We start from the raw sequence: 23,610 nt of genomic DNA on the forward strand, positions 1-23,610 counted from the left end.
CAATGAAGTTTCACAAACGCCTTTTGCGGGATGAGCCCAGCTTCCGGTTGCTGTCCAAACTCTGGCGCATTAGTTGGTTGTATGTCCTGCTTATCTGCACACTGGCCGGTGTTGGGTATGTCACCCTGTACTCTGCTGCGGGAGGTGCACCCTATCCTTTTGCAGCGCCTCAGGCGGCACGCTTTGCGGTGGGGCTAGTGCTCATGATAACCGTAGCCATGCTTCCCCCTAAAATACTGGTCCGGGGGGCTTGGCCTCTTTATATTGTCTCCATCATCCTGCTGATTGCCGTTTTGCACATGGGGCATACCGGTAAAGGCGCCGAGCGCTGGCTGATGATAGGCGGCCTACAGGTTCAGCCTTCCGAATATGCCAAAGTGGCGCTTGTATTGGCGCTGGCATCCTGGTTTTACCGGATCAATTACCGCCGCATGGCCAATCCTCTCTGGCTTCTTCCGCCTGCCAGCATGGTGCTGCTGCCCGTAATACTGGTTCTCAAAGAGCCCAACCTAGGAACAGCCACCATTATTGGCGGCATTGGTGCGGCCCTGTTTTTTGCCGCGGGTATGCGGCTCTGGCAGATTATACTCCTGCTACTGCCTGTCCCGTATCTGGCTAAATTTGCCTACACACATCTGCACGATTATCAGCGCGCGCGTATCACCACCTTCCTGAACCCGGAAAGTGACCCGCTGGGTGCTGGCTACAATATTATCCAGTCCAAAATTGCGCTCGGGTCAGGCGGCATGTGGGGGCAAGGTTACCTGCATGGCTCACAGGGTCAGCTCAACTTCCTGCCGGAAAAACAGACAGACTTCATTTTCACCATGCTGGCGGAAGAATGGGGTTTTGCGGGCGCCATTACTGTTATTGGGCTGCTGCTGCTGCTTATTCTGGGTGGTATGGTCATGGCCATCCGAAGCCGCAACCGCTTTGGCCGACTGGTGGCACTTGGCATCAGCATGAATTTTTTCCTGTATTGTCTGGTTAATCTGTCCATGGTGATGGGGGCTATTCCCGTAGGGGGGGTGCCACTACCATTGGTCTCCTACGGGGGGTCAGCCATGTTGAACGTCATGCTGGGGTTTGGCCTGCTTCTCTCCACATGGGTGCATCGTGATTCCCGTTTTGGAGAAATTAACGAAGAAGATACCCAGTAACCTGCTGAACAACCACACGGACAAGGCGTTGTTTTACCCACACGCTATACAGCAATACTATTTTGGCTAATAATAGGATGGTAAAGACTACAACACTTTTTTGAGCCTACCTGCCCTTATACGGTTGGGGACCATGCAAGTGGTCTTTTAGAGAATAACAAGAACCAGAGCCGGAAATCTGATCACCCCATGCCCCAAGACCTTTCAGCTTCGCCCTCCTCATCTTCTTTCCATATCAGGAGCGCTCTGATTGGTACTCTGGCGGCAACAGCAGGCCTGATGTCCGGGCTGGATATCGGGGTGATTTCTGGCGCGCTGGACTTCGTGGCAAAAGACTTCAATGCATCCACCATGGCGCAGGAATGGATTGTCAGCGCCATGATGGCCGGGGCAGCCATAGGAGCCGTCACCGCGGGCTGGCTCTCACGGGTTACGGGCCGCAAATGGTCGCTTGTGCTTGGTGGCCTTATTTTCATTCTGGGCTCGCTTGGCTGCGCTTTGGCGTGGTCCGTTGCCAGCATGATTGTGGGGCGCGCACTGATGGGGCTTGCCATTGGGGTCGCAGCTTTTACGTCACCGCTTTATCTGTCGGAAATTGCCAGCGAGAAAACCCGTGGAGCCATGATCTCCACCTACCAGCTCATGATTACCGTGGGTATTTTTCTGGCTTTTCTGAGTGACACGCTGTTCAGCTATCACGGGCAATGGCGCTGGATGTTCGGGGTTATTACTATTCCCGGTGTGCTTTTTGTTATCGGCGTGGTGTTTCTTCCTTACAGCCCCCGCTGGCTGATGATGCGCGGCCGCAGGGAGGAAGCCTTTAATGTCCTCTCCTACCTGCGCCCCAAGTCACACGATACACACGGGGAAATTGAGGCCATTGAGGCCCAGCTTCAGCAGCGGCAGGGCGGGTTTGCCCTGCTGCGCTCAAACCCCAATTTTCGGCGGTCGATTGTGCTGGGCATCCTATTGCAGATCATGCAGCAGTTTGCTGGCATTAACGTGGTTATGTATTACGCCCCCAAAATTTTTGCGCTGGCCGGTTTTGTTGGGGCAGCACAGCTTTGGTGCACTGCCATTGTCGGGTTTGTAAATGTGCTGGCCACCATTGCCGCTGTTGGGCTGGTGGACCGCTGGGGCCGCAAACCCATCCTGTATTGCGGCTTTGCCACCATGACAGCAGCACTGACGGCACTGGCATGGCTGAACTACACCGGCATGGAAACGCAAACGGCCAAATTCCTCTGTGTAGGGCTTATTATTGTCTTTATTGCCGCACATGCCATGTCTGCCGGTCCCCTCATGTGGGTACTCTGCTCTGAAATCCAGCCAATCAAAGGGCGGGATCTCGGCATTACCATCTCCACCCTGACCAACTGGATTTCCAACATGGTTGTGGGCGCATCCTTCCTGAGTGTACTGGGCTGGCTTGGGGGTGCCAATACATTTGGGCTTATGGCGGCGCTCAATGCCGTGTTCTTTGCACTGACATTCCTGTTTGTTCCCGAAACGCGAGGGGCTTCTCTGGAGCGGATTGAGCAGAACCTGATGGCCGGTAAAAAACTGCGCGACATCGGGCAATAAACCGCCCCTCTCTTCCCCTTTTCCCTTTTTGACGCTGCCTTGGGGCCAGACGGCCGTGCTTGTTAAAAGCACGGCCGTCTGGCGTGTCTTCTCTTGACTTATGTCAAAAGCGCTCTTAGCTTGCCTCGGAAAAGGTAACAAACAGTACTGTTTTTATTCTTTCCCCCCATAACGCTTTTCGTGCGCACTGGCTTTCTGTTCGTTCTCTCCCCGAGGCCGTAGGGCCCGACCCGTCTAACAGAATGCCCGAGCGCATTTTTTTGTGTTGTTTTTCAAAAAACAGGATTTGCCAGAGTGACAACGCACCGCTTTCCCCTACGTCCGCTTCTGGCATCAGCTGTAGCTATGCTGGCTCTCGCAGGGTGCGAACGTAAAAATGACCAACATCAGATGCCACCCCAGAGCGTTGGTGTATTAACCCTCCGTACACAGCCCGTTGTTATACACACCAGCCTGCCGGGCCGTACGGACGCTTTTGAAATTGCGCAGGTTCGCCCACAGGTGACCGGGGTTATTGAAAAACGCCTGTTCAAGGAAGGGTCCGATGTAACAGTCGGGCAGCAGCTTTATCAGATTGATGCCTCCCGCTATCAGGCCGCCTACGACACGGCACGCGGTCAACTGGCTGAAGCAGAGGCAGGCGAAGTTACCGCACGCGCCAAGCTGGAACGCTACCGCGCACTGGTCAAAGAACACGCCGTCAGCAAACAGGAATATGATGACGCTGTCGCCGCTGAAAAGCAGGCACAAGGCCAGATTCTCAGCGCCAAAGGGCAAGTGGAAAGCGCACAGGTCAATCTGGGCTACACAAAAATGTATGCCCCTATTTCTGGCAGAATCAGCCGTACCTTGGTCACGGTCGGCGCATTGGTTACCGCAAACCAGACAGATAACACGGCCATCATCACACGCCTTGACCCTATTTATGTGGACGTCAACCTGCCCGCCATTACGCTGCTGCGTCTGAAGCGGGAACTGGCTGAAGGCCGTATTGAGCGCCAGCCAGATGGTGAGGTACCAGTTACCCTGACACTGGAAGACGGCTCAGGCTATGAGCACAAAGGCCATATGGCCCTGTCGGAAGTGAATGTTGATACGTCAACGGCGTCTGTCATTGTGCGCGCCATCATGCCCAACCCGGACAAACTGTTGCTGCCCGGCATGTACGTGCATGCAGAACTTGAAGAAGGGACAGACCCCAACAGCCTTCTGGTGCCTCAGGAAGCTGTAACCCACAACACCCATGGTGATGCGGAAGTATGGGTTGTCAAACCTGACGACACGGTGGAACGCCGCCAGATCCAGACTGGTGCGGCCTTTGGCACCAACTGGCTGGTAACCAGCGGCCTTAAAGCCGGTGAGCGCATTGTCGTGGTTGGCCTGCAAAAGGTCACACCGGGAGCCAAGGTCAAGCCGCAGGAAATTTCTGCCACGGCAACACCTGACGCCCCAGCCAGCCAGAACAAAGGGCAGTAAGACCCATGTCTCTGTCACGCTTCTTTATTGATAGACCCATCTTTGCGTGGGTTATCAGCCTTATCATCATGCTGATAGGTGGCCTGTCCATCTTCCGTCTGCCTATTGCGCAGTATCCCAGCATTGCTCCCCCACAGATCGCCATTTCCGTGACGTATCCGGGCGCATCCGCCAATACGGTGAACGACACCGTGGTGCGCCCCATTCTGCAACAGATGTTCGGGCTGGATCACCTCGAATACATCTCCTCGCAGTCTTACGCGTCCGGCCAGATGGAAATTGACCTCACCTTTGCCCAGGGGACCAACCCTGATATTGCGCAGGTGCAGGTACAGAACAAGCTTCAGCTTGCTCAGCCCAAACTGCCAACAGAAGTCACCGCGCAGGGCCTGAGCATTACCAAGGCCGTCAAGAACTTCATGATGGTTCTGGGGTTCATTTCAACCGATGGCAGCATGAGTGGGGCTGACATTGCTGACTATGTGGCCTCCAACATTTCTGATCCCCTCAGCCGCGTTACCGGCGTGGGTGACCACACATTGTTCGGTGCCGAATACGCTATGCGTATCTGGATGGACCCTGCAAAACTGTTCAGCTACGGCCTGACGGTAAAAGATGTTCAGGCGGCCATCCAAACCCAGAACATTCAGGTCTCATCTGGTGAACTGGGCGGTCTGCCTGCCGCAAAAGGCATTCAGCTTGATGCCACCATCATTGGCCCAACCCGCCTGAAAGACCCGGAACAATTCCGCAGCATTCTGCTTAAGGTGCAGCCTGACGGGTCACAGGTCCGTATTGGCGATATCGGCAAGGTTGAGCTGGGGCCACAAACCTACAACACCAACTCTTTCTACAACAATATGCCTGCGTCCGGCATGGCGCTGAAGCTTGCCCCCGGTGCCAACCAGCTTGCTACCGAAGCTGCCGTGCGCGCCCAGATGAAAGAGCTTGAGAAATTCTTCCCGCCAGGGCTGAAAACCGTCTATCCGCTGGATACAGAGCCCTTCATCACCCTGTCTATTGAAGACGTTATCGTGACCCTGCTGGAAGCCATTGCGCTTGTGTTTGTGGTCATGCTCATCTTCCTTCAGAACTTCCGGGCCACTCTTATTCCCACCATTGCTGTGCCTGTGGTGCTGCTTGGCACCTTCGGGCTGCTGAACATACTGGGCTACTCCATCAATACCCTGACCATGCTGGCCATGGTGTTGGCTGTGGGTCTGCTGGTGGACGATGCCATTGTGGTGGTAGAAAACGTGGAACGTGTGATGTCGGAGAAAAACCTTTCTCCGGTTGAAGCCTCCCGCGTCTCCATGGATGAAATTTCCGGCGCACTGGTCGGCATTGTGCTGGTGCTTAGTGCAGTGTTCCTGCCTATGGCGGCCTTCTCCGGCTCCGTTGGCGTGATTTACCGCCAGTTCTCCATCACGATTGTTGCCGCCATGTGGCTGTCGGTACTGGTGGCTATGGTGCTCACACCTGCCTTGTGCGCCACCATGCTGAAACCCGGTACGCATGAGAAAGATACCGGCCTTGCTGGCTGGTTCAACCGTAACTTCCACAAGCTCACCAACGGTTACCTGCGTGGGGTCAATTTCCTTGTCAGCCGTATGGTAGTGTCCTTCATCGGGTTTGCCATCATTACCGGTCTGGCTGTGTTTCTGTTCATGAAGCTGCCGGGCGGCTTCTTACCGGATGAAGACCAGGGACTGATTTTTGGGCAGGTCACCATGCCACCCAATACGCCAATGGAAAAAACGGCGCAGATGAACCACGAAATCACGGATTACATCCTCAAGACCGAGGGTAATCTGGTTGAATCCGTGTATGCCATGAACGGCTTTAACTTCGCCGGTCAGGGACAGAGTGCAGGGGCGTTCTTTATCCGTCTGAAAGACTGGAAATTCCGCACCAAGTCTTCAGAAACCTCTGCGGCCATTGCCAACCGCATCATGATGCACTTCTGGTTCAATCCGAAAGCGCAGATCTTTGCCATCAACCCTCCGGCGGTGCTGGAACTGGGTAACGCAACAGGTTTTGACCTTGAGCTGGAAGACCGTGGCCATCTTGGCCATGCCAAACTGCTCGAAGCCCGTAATATGGTGCTTGGCCTTGCCTCCAAGGACCACCGCCTGATGGCTGTGCGCCCGAATGGTATGGAAGATGCCTCCCAGTACTCTCTGGACATTGACCGTGAAAAAGCAAACGCTCTTGGCATCACCATTGATGACATCAACAACACCATTGAAGGTGCTTTGGGGTCCATTTACGTCAACCAGTTTACGCGGGATGACCGTGTAAAGCAGGTTTACATTCAGGGTATTCCGGAAGGCCGTATGCTGCCGCAGGACCTGAACAAATGGTATATCCGCAACGCCATGAACACCCTTACCCCCATGAATGCCTTTGTCAGCGGGCACTGGATCATGGGTCCGCAGAAGGTGGAAGACTATAACGGCCTGAACTCCTTTGAAATTCTGGGCCAGCCAGCACCGGGTTACAGTTCTGGGGATTCCATTGCAGCCATCAAGGCTATTCTGGAAAAACTGCCTACCGGCATAGGGTATGAATGGACCGGCCTGTCTTTCGAACAGCTTGCCTCTGGCTCCGCCACCGGCCCGCTTTATGCTCTGGCAGCTATTGTTATTCTGCTCTGTCTGGCGGCTCTGTATGAAAGCTGGGCCATTCCGTTTGCCGTTATTCTGGTGGTGCCTCTGGGTGTTCTGGGTGCCATTGCGGCAACGCTCTTACGGGGCATGGCTAACGACGTGTATTTTCAGGTGGGTCTGCTCACCACGGTTGGTCTGGCAGTCAAAAATGCCATTCTAATTGTGGAGTTCGCCAAAGCCGGATTTGAACGCGGCGAAAGCCTTGAAGAAGCTGTGCAAACAGCAGCGCGTGAGCGTCTTCGCCCCATTCTCATGACCTCCATCGCCTTTGTGGTTGGTGTGTTTCCGTTGGCCATTGCGTCTGGTGCCGGGTCTGCTTCCCGCATTGCCATTGGCACTGCCGTGGTTGGCGGGATGGCAACAGCAACCCTTCTGGCTGTCTATTTTGTGCCGGTCTTCTTTATCGCGGTGCTGCGTCTGTTCCGGGTCAAACGCCTTAGCGAACGTCAGGAACAAGCCGTCCCCGTCCAGACCCTCCATGAAAGCGAATAAGAGTATGCCAGCTTTCACGCCTTCTTCCCGCACACTCCGTTTGCGCGCAGTTTCCCTGGCTTTGGCTGGGGGGCTGCTGTCGGGGTGTACTATGATCCCGCATTACACACGGCCTGCACCACCACTGGCCAAAACATGGCCTGCCTACCCCGGCACGGGTAACCCCCGTATGCAACAGGCCGCCTACGATATTGGCTGGAGCGACTTCTTTACAGATGCACGCCTGAAGGCCCTTATTGCCATTGCTATTCGTGAAAATCGCGACCTCCGGGTTGCCGCAGCCAATATTGCGGAAGCTCAGGGTCAGTACGATGTGCAGCATGCAGGGCTGTTCCCAACCATTTCTGCCACAGGCGGCCCTATTTATCAGGCCCCTGCCAGTGCATCCGGCCTTAGCTTTGCGCCGGGATTGGAGCAAAACAGAAGTGATGCCGCGTTTGGTAACGGTCGCGTTTTTAAATATTACCAAGGTGGGATTGGCTTTTCGTCTTACGAAATTGACCTGTTTGGCCGCATCCGCAGCCTGACGCGTGAGTCTGCGGAAACCGCTCTGTCCAAGGAAGCCAACCTGCGCAGCCTGCTTATCAGCATTGTCTCTCAGGTTGCCACTGCTTACGTCACCTGGCTGGGCGATAAAGAAGCCCTAGACCTTGCAAACAGTACTCTGGAAACGCAGGAAGCCACCCTGCGTATGACCCAGCAGAAATATGACCACGGGGAAGCCAACCTGCTGACCGTGCGTCAGGCTGAAACACAGGTGCGACAAAGCGCTGCCTTGCGGGCAGATTCCCGCCGCAAGCTGGCACAAGACGAAAACCTGATAACCCTGCTTATTGGGGCGCCTATTCCTGCTACCCTACCAGCCCCGCAGCCTTTAGGCCAACAAACCATTCTGGCTGATCTACCCGCAGGTGTGCCTTCTGACCTGCTCAACCGTCGCCCGGACATTGTGGCTGCAGAGCATGACCTGCTGGCAGCACAGGCCGATATTGGGGCAGCACGCGCAGCGTTTTTCCCACGTCTGACACTGACAGCGAATGACGGCGTTTCCAGCCTTCAGTTTCATAAGCTGTTTACGTCAGCCGCAACCACATGGGGCCTGAACCCAAGCCTGCAAATACCGCTCTGGACCTGGGGCATGAACAGCGGCAACCTTAAGGCATCCAAAGCAAGACGTGATGGTAAGATTGCATCTTACGAAAAAACTGTTCAGTCCGCTTTCCGCGAAGTGGCAGATGCCCTTGCTGCGCGTGAAGCCTATCTGGATGAGAAAAAGCAGGTGGATGACCTTGTCACATCCTCTCAGGATGCCTTCCGTCTGGCCAAGATGCGCTATGATGCAGGAACAGACTCTTACCTGACCACACTGGACTCCCAGCGTTCTTACCTGCAATCCCGCCAGATACAGATTATGGTGGATGTCTCTAACTATCAAAACCTGATCACGATTTATCGTGCTCTGGGCGGCGGATGGAAAGAGCATACTCTCCCACCACAATCTCCGGTGAATGTTGCCCAGCACCCTATGTCTCAAACACGCTAAACAGAGAAAGAGGCACCCCTTGGCATATAAGCCTTTGGGTGCCTCTCTCTTTCTGCTGCTGTGCTAGCCTGCCAACAGCTTGTGCATGACGCACCTTACCCCTGGAAGAAACCCAAAAGCCGCTTCTTCCCGAAGAATATCCAGTAAAAAGCCATCCTGCTGCGTAGGCACGGTTTTGACGAACCCCAGCTTTTCATAAAACGGCCTATTCCATGGCACGCTCTCAAAGGTTGTGAGGGTGATACGCCTGTAATGGCGGGTTAGGGCCTGCGTGCAGGCTTCTCGCACCAGCGCGGTTCCCAGCCCTTGGCCCTGAGCAACCTGTGCCACAGAGAGCTCCAGAATATGCAACGTGTCTCCGTGCGTCTCTGCACAGAGAAACCCCCACGGCCTCTGCGCTGCATCAACAACAACCCAACTGTTCTGCTTGGCGAGGCAATCGCCATGCTCTTCTAGAGAAATAGCCGCAGGCTCCTGCGCAAGAAAAGCCAGATCAGGCTGTGTCTTGAAACTCTGTGCTGCTGAGCATTCAAGGTCAGGGAGTAGGCCTACATCCTCCTGCCGCGTTGCACGAATAGTAAAGGGCGGATGAGGCAAAGCATCACGCAGCATAGGGTCTCCCAATAAAAAAAGGCTGCCACAAGGACAGCCTTTTAACGAAAAAGAAACGGAAAAGTCTCTTACTTCTTGGTAGCAACCGGAGCAGGGGAAAGCTTGAGCACCCAAAGCTGGGCAATATCATGCGTTCCGTTGTCCCCTTCAACAGCTTTAAGCGTTGCAATCGCCTCTGCTTTTTTGCCAGCCTGCATTTGAGCCAGACCGTAATGCAAAGATGCCAAGTTGGGGTCATTAACCCCTTTCGCAATGGCTTTCTGCATAAGGTCCAAGCCCTTATCAGCCTGACCGAACATGACGTAATTATAGCCAACGTTCAGCAGATCATCGCCGGTTTTGGCCTGAAGCGCTTTGGCTTCATCCGCAGCGATAGACGCTTTTTTATCAGCAACAGCTTTTTCTACCAAAGTTTTCAGGCGTGCCTGACGTGGTGCTTCCGCACCCTGCCCCAGAACTTTAGCCTCGTACCCTTTGTTCATCAGGTCGAGTGCCAACTGCGGCAAGCCTGTCTGCACAGCAATCTCGGTCATGTCCATAAAGTCACGGACCTGAGACACGTTTCCGGCTGCCAGACGAATCCGGTAGACATCCAGCTGAAGCGTGGGCGGAATTTTGGCATTCACAATCAGCTCATGCAGCAGCAGATCCCAATACTCCTTTTTGGGGTAGTAGGTTGCCAGCATAACGTAAGCGTGGGTGCTGGCAGTGGAATCTTTCTGTGCTGTTGCACTGGCCGCCAGCATCTGAAGCTGTGCTTCGGTCGGAGCCTTTTTAGCTTTGACCTCAGCAGCAATCTGCGCCTTCAACACGCGGATTGTGTTGGGGTAATCCTTTTGCAAATAGTAAGACTGCGCCAGCAGCGTATCCATTGTGGGGTTAGGGCCCACTTCATGCTGGTAACGCTCAATCGCTTTGATCGCACGCGGGTAATCCTTGGCGGTGTACGCCATGGTCCCTTCGGACATCAGCATCTGCTGTTTGGTCGCTTTGGGCGTGCGGGAAGAAGCAATGAGCTTATCATACGCAGCGCTTGCAGCACTGACATCGCCTGCCTGTGTTGCCACGGCAGCACGCATCTGCGTGACAGTGTAAGAATCGTAATCTGTCTTGCCTTTTACGGCATCTGCCTCATCCACCGCGGCCATGGCTTTGGTGTAATTATGTGCAGCCAAAGCACTCTGGGCTTGCTGCAACGCTTTACCCACTTCCAGCTTCAGCGTGTCTTCTGCGTGGGCCATGGGTAGGGCAAATGCGAATGCCGCGGTGGCAAACAGCGAGATGCGTAAAAGATGGGAAGACATAAACTTACTGTCCTTCTGCAAACTGCTCTTGCCCGACAATACCAAGTTTGGTCACGCCAAGGCGTTGGGCGTCTGCCATAACATGCACCACCGTTTTATAATCCGCTAGCCGGTTTGGCTGCAGATGGACTTCCGGCTGGTTTTCTACAGGGCCAGTAGCGGCTTCACGCAGACGTGCCTGAAGGTCATCCTCACCAGAAATGGGGGAGCCGTTCCATGTAATGCTGTTATCAAAATCCACAGCAAGGGTGACGACTGGTGTTTCCACCGTAGATGGCGGGGGATTGCCTTGTGGCAGGTCAATGGAAACGGCCTGGGTCTGCAACGGAATAGTGATGATAAGCATGATCAGCAGCACCAGCATGACGTCAATCAACGGTGTGGTGTTGATATCTACAATGCCTTCGTCTTCTGTCGTGCTCTCAGATCCGACATTCATGCCCATGGGCTGTCACTCTCTTATCAAACTTCTGGTTCTGCCATCCGGGCCCAAAACGGCCTGATAACAGAAGGAGGGGGACAGAGGCCCTGCCCTTACCCCTAAGGGTAGAAGGCAGGGCTTCGTTAGGTGATCAGCCGTCTTTCGGCTTTTCTGTAATAAAGTCGATATGTGCAATACCGGCTTCCTGACAGGCTTCAATCAGCTTACCCACAGATTCATAGCGGGACTTCATGTCACCCCGGATCTGAATTTGCGGCTGGGGCTGCATGACAGCGACCTTTTCCAGACGGCTCATAAGATCAGCACGTCCTTTAATCGGCGTTTCGTCCCAGTATGCCTGTCCGTTCTCCGTCACTGCAAGCACGACATTTCCCATTTTGGTCTGTGTCGGCTGGTTCATATCCTTCGGTAATTTAACCTTTACCGTGTGCGTTGCGACCGGAATTGTGATCAGAAAGATGATCAGCAACACCAGCATGACATCGACGAGGGGGGTCGTATTGATAGCAGATACGACGTCGTCTTCCCCCCCGCTGTCTCCGACAGACATACCCATGATTAGCCTACCCGGTTAGAAACAGTTGATGTGGTCGGGGAGTTATCAGCGCGGACCGTAATGCCAGCTGCACCAGCACCGTGACGGAAACCACCGATCAGGATGGACTGAAGGTCAGCAGCAAAGTCACGCACATGGTCCATGGCAGCTTTGTTACGACGTACCAGCAGGTTGTAACCCAGAACCGCAGGAACAGCCGTTGCCAGACCGATAGCAGTCATGATGAGAGATTCACCAACAGGGCCTGCAACTTTATCGATGGAAGCCTGACCGGCAATACCGATAGCTGTCAGAGCGTGGTAAATACCCCAAACGGTACCAAACAGACCCACGAACGGAGAGGTGGAACCAACCGTACCCAGGAAGGCGAGGCCTTTCTGAAGGCTGTTCTGAATGTTGTTCACAGAGCGCTGGATGGACATGGAGGTCCAGCTGTTCAGGTCGATGGATTCCTGCATCGTGCCTTCATGGTGCTCAGCAGCCACAATCCCGGTATCCGCAATGTAGCGGAAAGGTGAGGTGGCGCTCAGAGAAGCAGCACCTTCCTGAATGGATGTTTTGGTCCAGAAGTTCTTGGTGGCTTCTTTAGCAGCCGTGAACAGACGAGCCTGCTCAATGAACTTCGTGATCATGATGAACCATGTGCCGAGGGACATGACGAGCATGATAACCAGAACGCCACGCGCAATGATGTCACCGTTGGACCACAGAGCGCTCAGACCGTAGGGGTTGGCTTCTTCTTTGGTGTCTTTTGCAGGAGCATCTGCTGCCGGAGCTGGAGCAGGCGCTGCATCTGGTGCTGCGGCTGCTGGAGCAGCGGCATCAGGGGCCGGTGCTGCAGGGGCTGCGCTGTCAGCTGGTGCGGCAGGAGCTGCTGCATCCGGTGCCGGAGCAGCCGGAGCTGTTGTGGAATCAGGTGCTGCAGGAGCAGGGGCAGAAGCCGCAGGAGCAGAGGCGTCCTGAGCCAGAGCCAGGACCGGTGTCGCCGTGCCCAGCATGACCGCGAGAGCCGGAACCGCGAGACCCGACACTGGAAGACGAGACAGTCTGATCATGAAACGTAAAATCCTTATTCTTGTGCGGCCTGGTGTCAGTACCCTTTATCTGGCACCAGGCAGTTTCCCCAGTAATTCGGCTAAACGCCGGGATCAGTCGTCCAGTCTGAACCTGATCACATAAACCTTGTGCAGCTCCTTAACGGGAACCCCGTTTTTGGTCGCTGGGCGGTAGCGTGCCTTGTGAACATAGTCGAGAGCAGCCTGAGCGAAGGATTGACCACCCTGTACGCCCTGTACGGAGCAGTTGCTCGTCATACCGGTTGTCTCAACGTCACAGGCTACGGTTACGCGGCCTTCAATGTTCTCTTCTTCCATATCCGGTGGATAGACCGGACGGGCGTTGTTAAGCGGCGACGTACCAGCCGTTGTATCCGGCGAGTCAGACGGCGCTGCCTTGGACGCAGGCTCCGTAACCGGTGGTGCCGGTGACGTTACTGTCTGCGGCGGCGAAGGATGCTTAGGCGGCGTCCGCGAAACATGCTTCATCGGCGGGTTAGGCGGCGGCGGCAGCTGAATCTTCGGCGGCGGAATGTATGGCGGCGGCGGCACTGCCATGGTCGGCGGTGGCGGCGGCGGCGGTGGTGGCGGTGGCGGTGGTGGCGGTGGTGGCAGAACCCTGGTCTTGATAGGCGGCTTGGGCACCGGAACGCTCGTAGAAGCTCCCATACCAAGTGTCAGACCGACAACTGCTAAAATGTGCAGCAGAATAACAACCAGCAGAGCGACAACACCGACAACAGCTCCTGTCCCGATGACATAATTCACCGGTCTCCGTTGCTGTTGCGCGTGGTCCTTCATATTTCTACATCCTCCTTCTTCCACGCCAGCCATAAAACGCTGGTGTGTGTTCCGCACTCTTCGCCCAATTTGTCGAGTGTGCGGCTACACCCCAACATTTCGTGCCTCAGCACTGGGCAGACTGACAGAGCTGCATATCTGCCATCTTCCTGGCGCTAATTGGGCAATTTGGAAGCACATATGTCAAGAATGTTCTTTTTGTAAAATACGTCCTGCCTCGTATAAAGCAAATAGCGTAAAAAACAGGCACCTCGCCTTTTTTGGCAGAAAAACGCCATATTTGATCAAGAAATCTTTACCAGTTCCCTAACCACTGCGCTTTTTTATGACAGCAAGATAATGAAAAAAAATTCTGCCGAACGCACAGGATCGTAAAAGAGTTTCTTCACATCAGCGAAATATAAAAAAAGCGGGCCTCGAACATGGGGCCCGCTTTTTAACAAAAGTGTCTTTTTTCTCTACAGCTTATTGTGCGTTTGCACTCGCCTCGGAGCGGGTTGCGCCCACACGGGCCGCAAGAGCCGCTGCCATGAAGGCATCCAAGTCACCATCCAGCACAGCATCCGGGTTTCCGGTTTCCACACTGGTCCGCAGATCTTTAACCATCTGATAGGGTGCCAGAACGTAAGAGCGGATCTGGTGCCCCCAGCCAATATCGGTTTTAGCCGCTTCCGTTGCCGCTGCCGCAGCTTCACGCTTCTGCAACTCGGCCTCATACAACCGGGCACGCAGCATCTGCATGGCTGTAGCGCGGTTACGATGCTGCGAGCGGTCAGTCTGGCATGCCACCACAATCCCTGTCGGGATATGGGTAATACGGATGGCCGAATCGGTTTTGTTCACATGCTGACCACCCGCGCCTGACGCACGGAACGTATCAACTTTCAAATCCGAATCGTTCACCTCAATCTCGATAGAATCATCAATCACGGGATAGACCCAGACTGATGCAAACGAGGTCTGACGGCGTGCTGCGGAATCAAATGGGGAAATCCGCACAAGCCGGTGCACACCAGCTTCTGTTTTCATCCATCCATAAGCATTGGGACCACTGACCAGAATGGTGGCAGACTTCAGACCAGCCTGCTCCCCTTCTGAGCTTTCCATCAGCGTTACCTTGTACCCGTGGGCTTCTGCCCAGCGCGTGTACATGCGCAACATCATCTGGGCCCAGTCCTGAGCCTCTGTACCACCTGCACCGGCATTGACTTCAAGGTAGCAGTCATTGCTGTCTGCTTCCCCGGAAAGCAGACTTTCCGTTTCACGGCGCTTGGCTTCCTCTGCCAGAGCTTTAAGGGTTTTCACGCCCTCCTGCACCATTTCGGTGTCGGCTTCAGCTTCTGCCATTTCCACAAGGTCGCAGGTATCCTGCACACTTGTCTCCAACGCCAGAACGCCTTCAATTTGCCCTGCCAGAAGGGTGCGCTCACGCATCATTTTCTGAGCGGCTTCGGGGTCGTTCCACAACTCGGGGTCTTCTGCCCGGTTGTTTAGTTCTGCCAGTCTGGCTTCAGCGACATCCCAGTTAAAGATGCCTCCTCAGCAGCGCGACCGACTGCTTGATCTGTTCATTAAGGGCGTCTGTCTCGGCGGACATGGGGCCTGCTCTCCATCAACTGCTAGACGTGTCTGTCTGGTTTAGTGTGGCCTCAATAAAGGCCACCCATGCCAATGTCACCCCCGGAAGGCTGCTGAGCGGGTCTTTGTGCATCTGGCCGCTGACCATTGCCTGCCCCACTGCCGGGCTGACCACCGCCACTCGCAGCCATGTCGCTTTCCGAATCCGGCATGTTTTCAGCACCCGTATCGGCGGCTGTCAGTTCCTGCGATGCCCCGTTGTCTGCCAGACTGACACTCACACCCGGAATCTGGTCTGGTTTAAAGCCATCAATCCCCACGCCACGTCCGGTATCATACCGCACAAGGGTAATACCTTCCGGCACCGGGAAGTCGAGCTTCGGTTGACCTTCAAAAGCCGTCCGCATCACTTTGTTCCAGATTGGCCCAGCAATCACGCCACCAGTCTCATTTTTACCCAGAGACTGTGGGGTATCAAACCCGACCCACACCACAGTCACCAAGTCTGGGGAGTAACCAGCAAACCAAGCGTCATTAAAGTTCTGGCTTGTGCCGGTTTTCCCGGCAACTGGCCTATCAATGCCTTTCCCGGCCGAAAAACCGGTACCGTGGCGGATCACGTCCTGCAACATAGCGGTAATCTGGAAGGCACTCTGCTCTGATGCCACGCGCGGCCGGTTATCCTGAAGATAGGGCAGATCATCAATGCCCAAGACCGGAGCGGCTCCCGTTACCGGCTTAGCGGATGCTGCGGGCTGTGGCTCAGGCTGGCCACCGGGAAAGACTGCATCCGGCTGGCTTTGCTGAGATGACGTATTTTTGCCGTCTACCGTCGCTGCTTCAGCCTGAGATGCGGAGATCAAAGCAACGCTGTCCGGACGCCAGATCACCTTGCCCTGCCGGTCCTGTACATCATCAATCAGAGTAGGCGTCACCTTCCGCCCTCCGGCTGCCAGCGTGGCATAGGCCGCTGCTTCCTTCATGACGGTTGTTTCTACAGCCCCCAAGGCTGCTGGCAGCACATGAGGCATGGAGTCAACAAGACCTATCTGCGTTGCCAGATCAGCCACAGTCTTGATGCCGATATGCGCAGCAAGGCGGATGGTCACAAGGTTACGGGACTCCCGTAACGCATCATGCAGGGAAGTAGGCCCCCAGAAGTCTTTCTCATAGTTATTAGGGTGCCACGTCCCGTAAGAAACCGGCGAGTCGTCAAACATCTGGGAAGGAGAAATACCTTGCTCCATTGCCTCCAGATATACGAAAGGCTTGAATGAAGATCCCGGCTGACGAAGTGCCTGCGTAGCACGGTCAAACTGTGACACCTGGAAAGACCAGCCGCCAACAAGTGCCAGAACGCGCCCGGTGTGGGCATTCAGTGTCACCACCGCCCCTTCCACATGGGGTATCTGCATCAGGGCAACACTCTCCGCCTTGGCCTGAGGCTGGATCATGATCAGATCCCCTGCCTTGAGCGGATGAGTGCGGCGGGCCCACCCAATGTCGCGGTCAAGAATCTGCCCGCTCTGCGGCACACCACCTTGTGCTGCGCCATTACGCCGCACAATAGCGCCTTCAAGCCAGCCAACACGGCCTTTTGCGGGGTCAAGCACCACAGCCAGACGCCACTGGTCCAACATGCCGGGAGGCGCAAGCTCAGCCTGAAGTGCTGCAACCCAACCGTCCTGCGCTGTTTCTGCCGTAACGCCAGCAACATGCTTGATGGCGCCACGCCAGCCGCCATGCACACGGTCATACGCCAGAAGGCCTTGCCGCAACGTGTTCTGTACAGTCAGCTGAAGGTCCGGGTCCAGACTGGTATGAACATCCAGCCCGCCCTGCATGGTGACATCCTGACCATATTTTTCAATAAGTTGACGGCGGACTTCTTCTGCAAACCACTCGGACCCAGGGGCTGGGCCTGGGCGCACGAAGGCGCGGGGGATCAGTGGTTCAGCTTCAGCTGCGCGGGCGGCATCATGCGTAATGGCGCCAATCTCTGCCATACGCTCCAGCACCCAATTGCGCCGCCCCCGTGCCGCATCCGGAAAACGAGTGGGGTTGTAGTTGGTGGGAGATTTAGGGAGAGCACCTAGAAACGCCGCCTCGGCATCATCAAGTTGATCGAGCGGTTTGTTAAAATAGGTCTGTGCGGCGGCCCCAATGCCGTAAGCTCCGCTACCCATATAAATTTCGTTCAGATAGATCTCAAGAATCTTCTCTTTGGGCAGAACCTGCTCAATCCGCATGGCAAGAAAAGCTTCCTTGGCCTTTCTTTTCATGGAAACGGCATTGCTGCCCAGCAGCATGACACGCGCCACCTGCTGCGTAATGGTGGACGCCCCAATAGGCCGCCGCCCCTTGCCACGTGTCAGGTCGGTCAGGCCCGCACGGATAATAGCCAGCGGGTCTACCCCTTTGTGGGTCCAGAATTTCTGGTCCTCAGCGGCAATAAAGGCGTTTTTCACCCGGTCTGGGATAGCACTGTAGGGCACAAAAACCCGGCGTTCGTCCGCCAGTTCTGCAATCACCTTGTCATCCGCTGCATACAAGCGGCTCATCACCGGCGGCTGGTAGGACTGCAACCCCTCTACCGTAGGTAAGTCTGCAACTATGCCTTCATATTGGTGCCAGACCACCATCCCGGCACCGGCACTCCCAACAAGTGCAACAGCAGCAACACCACCCAACAGCCCACGCCAACGGCGGAAACGCGGTGTACGCACACGCTTATCCTGCCTGGAAGACGAACCAGAATCACCAGAAGACGAATTTTGTGTCATGCCGGCCCTTTACCACTCCCATGCTCTGCCGTCTTCCTTCTCATGCGGTATCATGACCGCATGATGGCAGAAATTGTACTTAACTCAGCATTTCGCCCAATAAACGGGCTGTATAGTCCACAACCGGGATAATCCGGCCATAATTGATACGCTTTGGCCCTATAACGCCTATAGCGCCAACAATCCGGTTGGTCTCGTTCCGGGCGGGGGCGACCACCATGGACATACCGGAAGACCCGAAAAGCCCGCTTTCCGCCCCTATAAAGATACGCACACCTTCCGAGCTTTCTGCCAACTCCAGCAAACGCAGCATGGTCTCCTGCGTTTCCAGCCTGTCAAAAAGGGTCTGAATAGCTTGCAGGCGTTCCTGCCCATCCACATCTGCCAGAAGCTTGCCTTGCCCACGCACAATAAGCGTTCCGCCACGCTCATCGCTCCCACCACCCCAAACAGCCAGACCGCTCTCCACCACATCAGCGGTCAACTGGTCCAGCATGGTCTGGTTTTCAGCAATTTCTGCGCCTACGCGCTTCCGCAAATCCGGCAAGGTACTGCCTAGAACACGGGTGTTCAGATAGTTTGCGGCCTCCACAAGGGCTGAAGGCGGCATACCAACCGGTGTTTCCATCACACGGTTTTCCACACGCCCATCCGTCCCGACCAGCACAACAAGGGCACGGTTACCCGCCAGCGCTACAAATTCAATATGCTTTATGCCGCCTTCCCCCTTGGGGGCGACAACAAGGCCAGCAGCATCTGACATACCTGACAGAAGGGAAGATGCCTCCGTTAAAGTGTCCTGAAGGGAACGACCCCGCGCTTCCAGAGAGCGCCCAATTCCCGCCTGCTCTTCTTCCGACAGACCACCAAACTGTAAAAGCCCATCCACAAACAGGCGCAACCCTGCCTCGGTTGGGAGCCGCCCTGCTGATGTGTGGGGAGAGAACAGCAGCCCGGCCTCGGTAAGGGAGGCCATGACATTCCGAATAGTTGCCGGAGAAAGGGGCATACCCAATCTGCGGGAAAGCGTGCGAGAGCCTACTGGCTCTCCACTAGCCACATACTCCTCCACCACTTCCCGCAAAATAGTTGCAGAACGTGCGTCCAGCCCCGGCGGCAGGGCAGATTTTACAGGCAGCAGACCGCGCTTCATGGGTAACAGGCCTCCCTTTTACACCTGCATGCGTCAAGCCGCATTATGTAGCACCAGCCTTCTTTCTGCGCAGCCGGAACGTATCTGACAAGACAGGATAATGTTTCACTCAAGCGCAAACCGCTTTATGTGCAGGTAAACCGTTGCCCCAAGGAGATTTCTCTCATGCGTCCATCAGGCCGCCTTGCTAACCAAATGCGTACCATTTCCATTGAAACCGGCTTTGCCCACCACGCTGAAGGCTCTGCCCTTATTCGCGTTGGCAACACGGAAGTGCTCTGCACCGCCAGCGTTGAAAACCGCGTTCCTCCCTTCCTGCGTGGCAAAGGCACGGGGTGGGTTACGGCTGAATATGGCATGCTGCCCCGCGCCACCCATACCCGTGGCAACCGTGAAGCTGCCAAGGGCAAACAATCTGGCCGCACGCAGGAAATTCAGCGCCTTATTGGCCGCTCCCTGCGCTCAGTTGTGGATCTGCCAGCGCTAGGTGAAATGAGCATTACGCTAGACTGTGACGTGCTGAACGCAGATGGCGGCACCCGCTGCGCCTCCATCACCGGTGCATGGGTGGCTCTCCGTCTGGCGCTGGGTAAACTGGTGGCCACCAATGTTCTGCGCCAGTTACCTTTACGTGGGCAAGTTGCCGCTGTGTCCTGTGGTTTAACTGCCGCCGGGCCTGTGCTGGATCTGGACTATGTTGAAGACAGCTCCGCTGCTGCCGATACAAACTTTGTGCTAACCGCTGACCGCCGCATTGTGGAAATTCAGGGTACCGCCGAAGAGTCTCCTTTTACGGAAGACTCCTTTAACGAGCTGTTCGCTCTGGCGCGCCAAGGGGTTTCCGTTCTGTTTGAAGCACAGACAGAAGCTGTCAATCGTGCCGAAAACCGCTGAGGCATGAGCACCCTTCCCCTGAAAGCTGGCACCAAACTGGTGCTGGCCAGCCATAACAAAGGCAAGCTGGCAGAGTTTTCCACTCTGCTGGCAGACTTTGGGATTACCGTTCTCTCCGCCGGGGACCTGGATCTGCCAGAACCCGAGGAGACCGAGACCACTTTTGCTGGCAATGCCGCCCTGAAAGCTTTGGCCGCCGCCAAGGCAACAGGCCTGCCCGCACTGGCGGATGACTCCGGATTGTGCGTTTCTGCTCTTGGCGGCGCACCCGGCATCTACTCTGCCCGCTGGGCGGGGCCGGACAAGGATTTTCTGGCAGCCATGACCCGCATACAAGAAGGCATTGGCCAAGATGAACGGGATGCGTGGTTTACCTGCGTCCTGTGTCTGGCGTTTCCGGACGGCACATCCTACAGCTTTGCCGGACGGGTAGATGGGCAGATTACGTGGCCCCCACGCGGGGACAAAGGGCATGGTTATGACCCTATTTTTACCCCAGAGGGTGAAACACGAACCTTTGCGGAAATAGATGAGGCAGAAAAAAATGCCATCAGCCACCGTGCCCGCGCCTTTGCGCTGTTTAAGAAAGAGTGCCTAGCCTGAAGCCTTGGCAAAGCTTTTTTTCGTCTGATAGGCTTGTACAGCCGGGGCCTTATGCTCCGGCTGTATTTTTATAAAGTCTGTCAGGATCACTCCCCATGAGCACACCCCAATCCGCTTACCGCACTGTGGATGCTGAGGGTGTTCGGGCTTATGTAGCCAAACTCCCCCATCTTGCAGCCCGCCTTGGCGGGAACCCTGCCGACTGGACCATACGCGAAGTCAGCGATGGCAACCTGAATATGGTTTTTCTGGCACACGGGCCAAAAGGAGGGCTTTGTCTAAAACAGGCTCTCCCCCATGTGCGCGTAGATCCTTCTTGGAAAATGCCGCTTGACCGCACATTTTTTGAAGCCTCCTACCTGCGGGAAGTTTTTAGCTCTGTGCCTGACCTGACAACAGAGTGCCTGCATTTTGACCCTGAGCAGTTTATTTTAATTGTCGAAAGCCTTGCTGACCATACAGTGCTACGCACAGCCCTGATGGGCGGAACAGCCCCTGAGCAAAGCGCTGTGCATGTTGGACTTTTTGTGGCCCGCAGCACATTCCACACCTCTTTATTTTCGGAATCTTTTGAAAAAACCATGGACCGGCGCATTCTTTTTGCGCGCAACCAGACACTTACCCGGATAACTGTAGATCTTGTCCTGACAGACCCTTACTTCTCCCACCCGCGCAACCATTGGGCGGAGACAGAGCTGACTGCTACTGTAGCAGACATACGTGCAAACCCGACTGTGAAAACGCGCGTTGATGATTTGCGTTTGAAATTTCTCTCAAACCCTCAAGCTCTTTTACATGGAGACCTGCATACAGGCTCTGTGATGGCTACCCAGTCTGATACGCGTGTTATTGATGGCGAATTTGCAACCTACGGGCCTATCGGGTTTGACATAGGGCTCTTTATGGCCAACCTGTTCCTGAGCCTTTTCTCACAAGAGAATATCGAAAAAACATCTCTTCAGATCAAAATGATTGAGAAATTCTGGCTTTCATTCGAGTCAGAATTTTTAAAACTCTGAATGGCCGCCCCCAAAAACCCTGACCCATCAACACATTATTACGAGAAAGACTCTTCTTCAAAAAACTCTTATGAAAACAAAAAGAAGTTCATACAGACTATTTTTCAAGATGCTTTAGGTTATTGTGCCACAGAAATTATACGCCGCATTATTGGCTACGCGCATGTTGCAGACTTTTCGGCCTTGAAGGATCATCATAAAATTGCAATCCGTAAAAAAACTGCACTCTTGTTTGCAAAAAATCTTTTAACTCACGGAAATAGTGCGGAAACTCTGGAAAACGTTTTTGAAATATTTTCCCAAAAAATTGCATCTCACCCAGAATGTAAATTCTGATTTTTAGTGTTAAAATCACACTCTGTTAAAAATTTGAGAATTCACTATCCTTCTTCCTGTGCGTTATAAGCGGAAACGCCCTCAATGGGGAACCTGATAAGGTGATACGGTGGGCGGCGTTTATCCTGCCCACCATTAAAGCTTGCAAGCCTGTTCCATTGCCCAAGCGTGCAATAAACATGGGTGGCTGTGCAAAAAATACCATCAGGTGACAAAATACGTGGGTCATGCACCATCAAATCAAACGTGCCATCCACATTCCTGCGCAAAATACAATCATGCTCAAAATTAGTTGTGTAGATACGTCCTTTTGAATCTGTTGCCAGACCGTCTGCTGTGCCTTTTTCGCCCTCATCCCGTACGGCGGCACTTAAATCAGCCTCTGTCACGGTCGGGTTTGCCAATAAAGCCGTCGGCAGGCTGTACAGTTTGCGGCTTGTCAAAGGGGCGTAATAAAGTAGGTCACTTTCCGGGCTCAAGGTTATACCGTCTGCACCACCCACCACAAAACGTGGCTTCTGGTCTGGGGTATACACAAGAGGCACCCCTTCCACGACAGCCATAAACCCAGCCTCTGCCTGTGTGGAGGGGTGATGCGCCAGCACCCGCCGCTGTTGGCCAGACGCAACATCCACAACCACCAAAGCCGGGCTATGCCCAAAAGAACTATCTGTCACAAACACGGTGCCTTGGCTGCCATGCGTCAGATCCACGCGCAGGTCATTCATGTGGCTATCCGGCAAAAGGGCTGGGCTTTTAAGAATAATCTTATGCAGCAAGCGCCCCGAAGCTATATCAAAACACATTATTTTGGCCGCACCGGGGGACAATGGTTGCCCGGCCAATTTACCGTCATCAATGGCCCATAAGCGCCCTTGGCTATCAAGGGTCATGCCATGCACTGACATCAACCTGTCGGCAGGCTCTGCACCAGAAGGCAGACTGAGTGCTACGCTTGGCCAAGGCACGACACGCCCCTGCACAAGCTCCCCCAGTGTTGCCCCTGTATGGTTAACTGCATGGCGTGGGAACCCCACAAAAATACGCCCGCTCTCCGTCACCACAACGCCCGAAGGACCGGGCCCGTAAAAATCCGCCACAATTTCAAAAGTCCCGGCAGGCTCGAACCCTTGGTCTCCATTAGGTCCTGTTGTCAGTGTGCCGCCCGCAGCCCGCGCACTCGGGCTTAGAGAAGCAGCACCACTTGTTGCTGCGCACAGTCCGGCCAGAAGGGTTACCCTGCGAGTTAGTCCATTTTTTAGCCTTGGATGCAAGTTTGCACCCAGCACAACGGAAGGAGAGGATGTGGGTTTTCCTGTAAGGAATGTGCGGGGCATGAGGTCCGAACTTTCAGTGACGGCAGAATATGTCCCAATCAGGGGTATATGCTCATGCTTTCACCTCTTCCCGCCTAAAACAACCCTCCCTGCCCCACTCACCCATCACGTTTGCAGAGAGCAGAGACAAAAAAAGCGGCACCCTTGCGGGTACCGCTTTTTTCAAGAAACGATCTTTCACGCTCTGTAACGCGAGAAATGCTCCCCGCGCCA

Annotated in this window: 19 protein-coding genes; 9 read left to right on the forward strand and 10 right to left on the reverse strand. The window is 54.8% G+C overall.

Features of this window, described 5'->3' with window-relative positions:
- The first annotated feature begins 2 nt into the window (after nucleotides 1-2).
- The 5 genes from rodA to ACTIDN_RS03390 all read left to right on the forward strand — a co-directional run bounded on the left by rodA (nucleotide 3) and on the right by ACTIDN_RS03390 (nucleotide 8,924).
- Nucleotides 3-1,160: a rod shape-determining protein RodA gene (gene rodA, locus ACTIDN_RS03370; protein WP_441375972.1), complete on the forward strand. Its 1,158-nt coding sequence runs from the start codon at nucleotides 3-5 to the stop codon at nucleotides 1,158-1,160.
- A gap of 189 nt (nucleotides 1,161-1,349) precedes the next feature.
- The gene (locus ACTIDN_RS03375; RefSeq protein ID WP_441375973.1) at nucleotides 1,350-2,744 is read left to right on the forward strand and encodes a sugar porter family MFS transporter; all 1,395 of its coding nucleotides are present in this window, start codon (nucleotides 1,350-1,352) and stop codon (nucleotides 2,742-2,744) included.
- A 345-nt stretch (nucleotides 2,745-3,089) separates the two neighbouring features.
- The gene (locus ACTIDN_RS03380) at nucleotides 3,090-4,220 is read left to right on the forward strand and encodes an efflux RND transporter periplasmic adaptor subunit (protein ID WP_441376019.1); all 1,131 of its coding nucleotides are present in this window, start codon (nucleotides 3,090-3,092) and stop codon (nucleotides 4,218-4,220) included.
- 5 nt (nucleotides 4,221-4,225) lie between these two features.
- Nucleotides 4,226-7,381: an efflux RND transporter permease subunit gene (locus ACTIDN_RS03385; protein ID WP_441375974.1), complete on the forward strand. Its 3,156-nt coding sequence runs from the start codon at nucleotides 4,226-4,228 to the stop codon at nucleotides 7,379-7,381.
- 4 nt (nucleotides 7,382-7,385) lie between these two features.
- The gene (locus ACTIDN_RS03390; RefSeq protein ID WP_441375975.1) at nucleotides 7,386-8,924 is read left to right on the forward strand and encodes an efflux transporter outer membrane subunit; all 1,539 of its coding nucleotides are present in this window, start codon (nucleotides 7,386-7,388) and stop codon (nucleotides 8,922-8,924) included.
- Between the two features lie 63 nt (nucleotides 8,925-8,987).
- On the opposite strand, the gene ACTIDN_RS03395 is transcribed toward ACTIDN_RS03390, so the two are convergent.
- The 9 genes from ACTIDN_RS03395 to hrcA all read right to left on the reverse strand — a co-directional run bounded on the left by ACTIDN_RS03395 (nucleotide 8,988) and on the right by hrcA (nucleotide 19,208).
- Complete coding sequence (locus ACTIDN_RS03395) at nucleotides 8,988-9,536, reverse strand: GNAT family N-acetyltransferase (RefSeq protein WP_441375976.1); 549 nt, start codon at nucleotides 9,534-9,536, stop codon at nucleotides 8,988-8,990.
- 68 nt (nucleotides 9,537-9,604) lie between these two features.
- Complete coding sequence (locus ACTIDN_RS03400; RefSeq protein ID WP_441375977.1) at nucleotides 9,605-10,840, reverse strand: tetratricopeptide repeat protein; 1,236 nt, start codon at nucleotides 10,838-10,840, stop codon at nucleotides 9,605-9,607.
- Nucleotides 10,841-10,844: 4 nt separating this feature from the next.
- Nucleotides 10,845-11,285: an ExbD/TolR family protein gene (locus tag ACTIDN_RS03405; protein ID WP_048839027.1), complete on the reverse strand. Its 441-nt coding sequence runs from the start codon at nucleotides 11,283-11,285 to the stop codon at nucleotides 10,845-10,847.
- Nucleotides 11,286-11,412: 127 nt separating this feature from the next.
- Nucleotides 11,413-11,838, reverse strand: a complete 426-nt coding sequence (locus ACTIDN_RS03410) for an ExbD/TolR family protein (RefSeq protein WP_048839026.1) — start codon at nucleotides 11,836-11,838, stop codon at nucleotides 11,413-11,415.
- 2 nt (nucleotides 11,839-11,840) lie between these two features.
- The gene (locus ACTIDN_RS03415) at nucleotides 11,841-12,893 is read right to left on the reverse strand and encodes a MotA/TolQ/ExbB proton channel family protein (RefSeq protein WP_415508398.1); all 1,053 of its coding nucleotides are present in this window, start codon (nucleotides 12,891-12,893) and stop codon (nucleotides 11,841-11,843) included.
- A gap of 93 nt (nucleotides 12,894-12,986) precedes the next feature.
- Nucleotides 12,987-13,694: an energy transducer TonB gene (locus ACTIDN_RS03420; RefSeq protein ID WP_441375978.1), complete on the reverse strand. Its 708-nt coding sequence runs from the start codon at nucleotides 13,692-13,694 to the stop codon at nucleotides 12,987-12,989.
- 465 nt (nucleotides 13,695-14,159) lie between these two features.
- Nucleotides 14,160-15,291 (reverse strand): peptide chain release factor 2 gene (prfB, locus tag ACTIDN_RS03425; protein WP_415509146.1). Its coding sequence is split into 2 segments (ribosomal slippage): nucleotides 14,160-15,221 and nucleotides 15,223-15,291, totalling 1,131 coding nucleotides; the frame shifts between segments, so codons are not numbered across the junction.
- Nucleotides 15,292-15,343: 52 nt separating this feature from the next.
- Nucleotides 15,344-18,055: a penicillin-binding protein 1A gene (locus ACTIDN_RS03430; protein ID WP_441375979.1), complete on the reverse strand. Its 2,712-nt coding sequence runs from the start codon at nucleotides 18,053-18,055 to the stop codon at nucleotides 15,344-15,346.
- A gap of 79 nt (nucleotides 18,056-18,134) precedes the next feature.
- Nucleotides 18,135-19,208: a heat-inducible transcriptional repressor HrcA gene (gene hrcA / locus ACTIDN_RS03435; protein ID WP_441375980.1), complete on the reverse strand. Its 1,074-nt coding sequence runs from the start codon at nucleotides 19,206-19,208 to the stop codon at nucleotides 18,135-18,137.
- Nucleotides 19,209-19,373: 165 nt separating this feature from the next.
- On the opposite strand from hrcA, the gene rph reads away from it, so the two are divergent.
- From rph to ACTIDN_RS03455, 4 genes are all read left to right on the forward strand, one after another.
- The gene (gene rph, locus ACTIDN_RS03440; RefSeq protein ID WP_048839162.1) at nucleotides 19,374-20,102 is read left to right on the forward strand and encodes a ribonuclease PH; all 729 of its coding nucleotides are present in this window, start codon (nucleotides 19,374-19,376) and stop codon (nucleotides 20,100-20,102) included.
- Between the two features lie 3 nt (nucleotides 20,103-20,105).
- Nucleotides 20,106-20,705 carry an RdgB/HAM1 family non-canonical purine NTP pyrophosphatase gene (rdgB, locus tag ACTIDN_RS03445; protein ID WP_441375981.1) on the forward strand — a complete coding sequence of 200 codons (600 nt, stop codon included), beginning with the start codon at nucleotides 20,106-20,108 and terminating at the stop codon, nucleotides 20,703-20,705.
- Between the two features lie 95 nt (nucleotides 20,706-20,800).
- The gene (gene mtnK / locus ACTIDN_RS03450) at nucleotides 20,801-21,724 is read left to right on the forward strand and encodes an S-methyl-5-thioribose kinase (protein WP_441375982.1); all 924 of its coding nucleotides are present in this window, start codon (nucleotides 20,801-20,803) and stop codon (nucleotides 21,722-21,724) included.
- On the forward strand, nucleotides 21,725-22,060 hold the full coding sequence (locus ACTIDN_RS03455) for a hypothetical protein (RefSeq protein WP_441375983.1): 336 nt from the start codon (nucleotides 21,725-21,727) through the stop codon (nucleotides 22,058-22,060).
- 44 nt (nucleotides 22,061-22,104) lie between these two features.
- Here the strand turns inward: ACTIDN_RS03455 and ACTIDN_RS03460 are convergent, their stop codons facing one another.
- Complete coding sequence (locus tag ACTIDN_RS03460; RefSeq protein ID WP_441375984.1) at nucleotides 22,105-23,397, reverse strand: L-dopachrome tautomerase-related protein; 1,293 nt, start codon at nucleotides 23,395-23,397, stop codon at nucleotides 22,105-22,107.
- Between the last annotated feature and the right edge of the window lie 213 nt (nucleotides 23,398-23,610).

It is taken from the genome of Acetobacter sp. (assembly GCF_052102375.1).
Lineage (GTDB): Bacteria > Pseudomonadota > Alphaproteobacteria > Acetobacterales > Acetobacteraceae > Acetobacter.

Coding starts and splice junctions, on each gene's coding strand:
- rodA (WP_441375972.1), top strand. CDS start 3: ATGAAGTTTCACAAACGCCTTTTGCGGGATGAGCCCAGCTTCCGGTTG.
- ACTIDN_RS03375 (WP_441375973.1), top strand. CDS start 1,350: ATGCCCCAAGACCTTTCAGCTTCGCCCTCCTCATCTTCTTTCCATATC.
- ACTIDN_RS03380 (WP_441376019.1), top strand. CDS start 3,090: ATGCTGGCTCTCGCAGGGTGCGAACGTAAAAATGACCAACATCAGATG.
- ACTIDN_RS03385 (WP_441375974.1), top strand. CDS start 4,226: ATGTCTCTGTCACGCTTCTTTATTGATAGACCCATCTTTGCGTGGGTT.
- ACTIDN_RS03390 (WP_441375975.1), top strand. CDS start 7,386: ATGCCAGCTTTCACGCCTTCTTCCCGCACACTCCGTTTGCGCGCAGTT.
- ACTIDN_RS03395 (WP_441375976.1), bottom strand. CDS start 9,536: ATGCTGCGTGATGCTTTGCCTCATCCGCCCTTTACTATTCGTGCAACG.
- ACTIDN_RS03400 (WP_441375977.1), bottom strand. CDS start 10,840: ATGTCTTCCCATCTTTTACGCATCTCGCTGTTTGCCACCGCGGCATTC.
- ACTIDN_RS03405 (WP_048839027.1), bottom strand. CDS start 11,285: ATGGGCATGAATGTCGGATCTGAGAGCACGACAGAAGACGAAGGCATT.
- ACTIDN_RS03410 (WP_048839026.1), bottom strand. CDS start 11,838: ATGGGTATGTCTGTCGGAGACAGCGGGGGGGAAGACGACGTCGTATCT.
- ACTIDN_RS03415 (WP_415508398.1), bottom strand. CDS start 12,893: ATGATCAGACTGTCTCGTCTTCCAGTGTCGGGTCTCGCGGTTCCGGCT.
- ACTIDN_RS03420 (WP_441375978.1), bottom strand. CDS start 13,694: ATGAAGGACCACGCGCAACAGCAACGGAGACCGGTGAATTATGTCATC.
- ACTIDN_RS03430 (WP_441375979.1), bottom strand. CDS start 18,055: ATGACACAAAATTCGTCTTCTGGTGATTCTGGTTCGTCTTCCAGGCAG.
- hrcA (WP_441375980.1), bottom strand. CDS start 19,208: ATGAAGCGCGGTCTGCTGCCTGTAAAATCTGCCCTGCCGCCGGGGCTG.
- rph (WP_048839162.1), top strand. CDS start 19,374: ATGCGTCCATCAGGCCGCCTTGCTAACCAAATGCGTACCATTTCCATT.
- rdgB (WP_441375981.1), top strand. CDS start 20,106: ATGAGCACCCTTCCCCTGAAAGCTGGCACCAAACTGGTGCTGGCCAGC.
- mtnK (WP_441375982.1), top strand. CDS start 20,801: ATGAGCACACCCCAATCCGCTTACCGCACTGTGGATGCTGAGGGTGTT.
- ACTIDN_RS03455 (WP_441375983.1), top strand. CDS start 21,725: ATGGCCGCCCCCAAAAACCCTGACCCATCAACACATTATTACGAGAAA.
- ACTIDN_RS03460 (WP_441375984.1), bottom strand. CDS start 23,397: ATGCCCCGCACATTCCTTACAGGAAAACCCACATCCTCTCCTTCCGTT.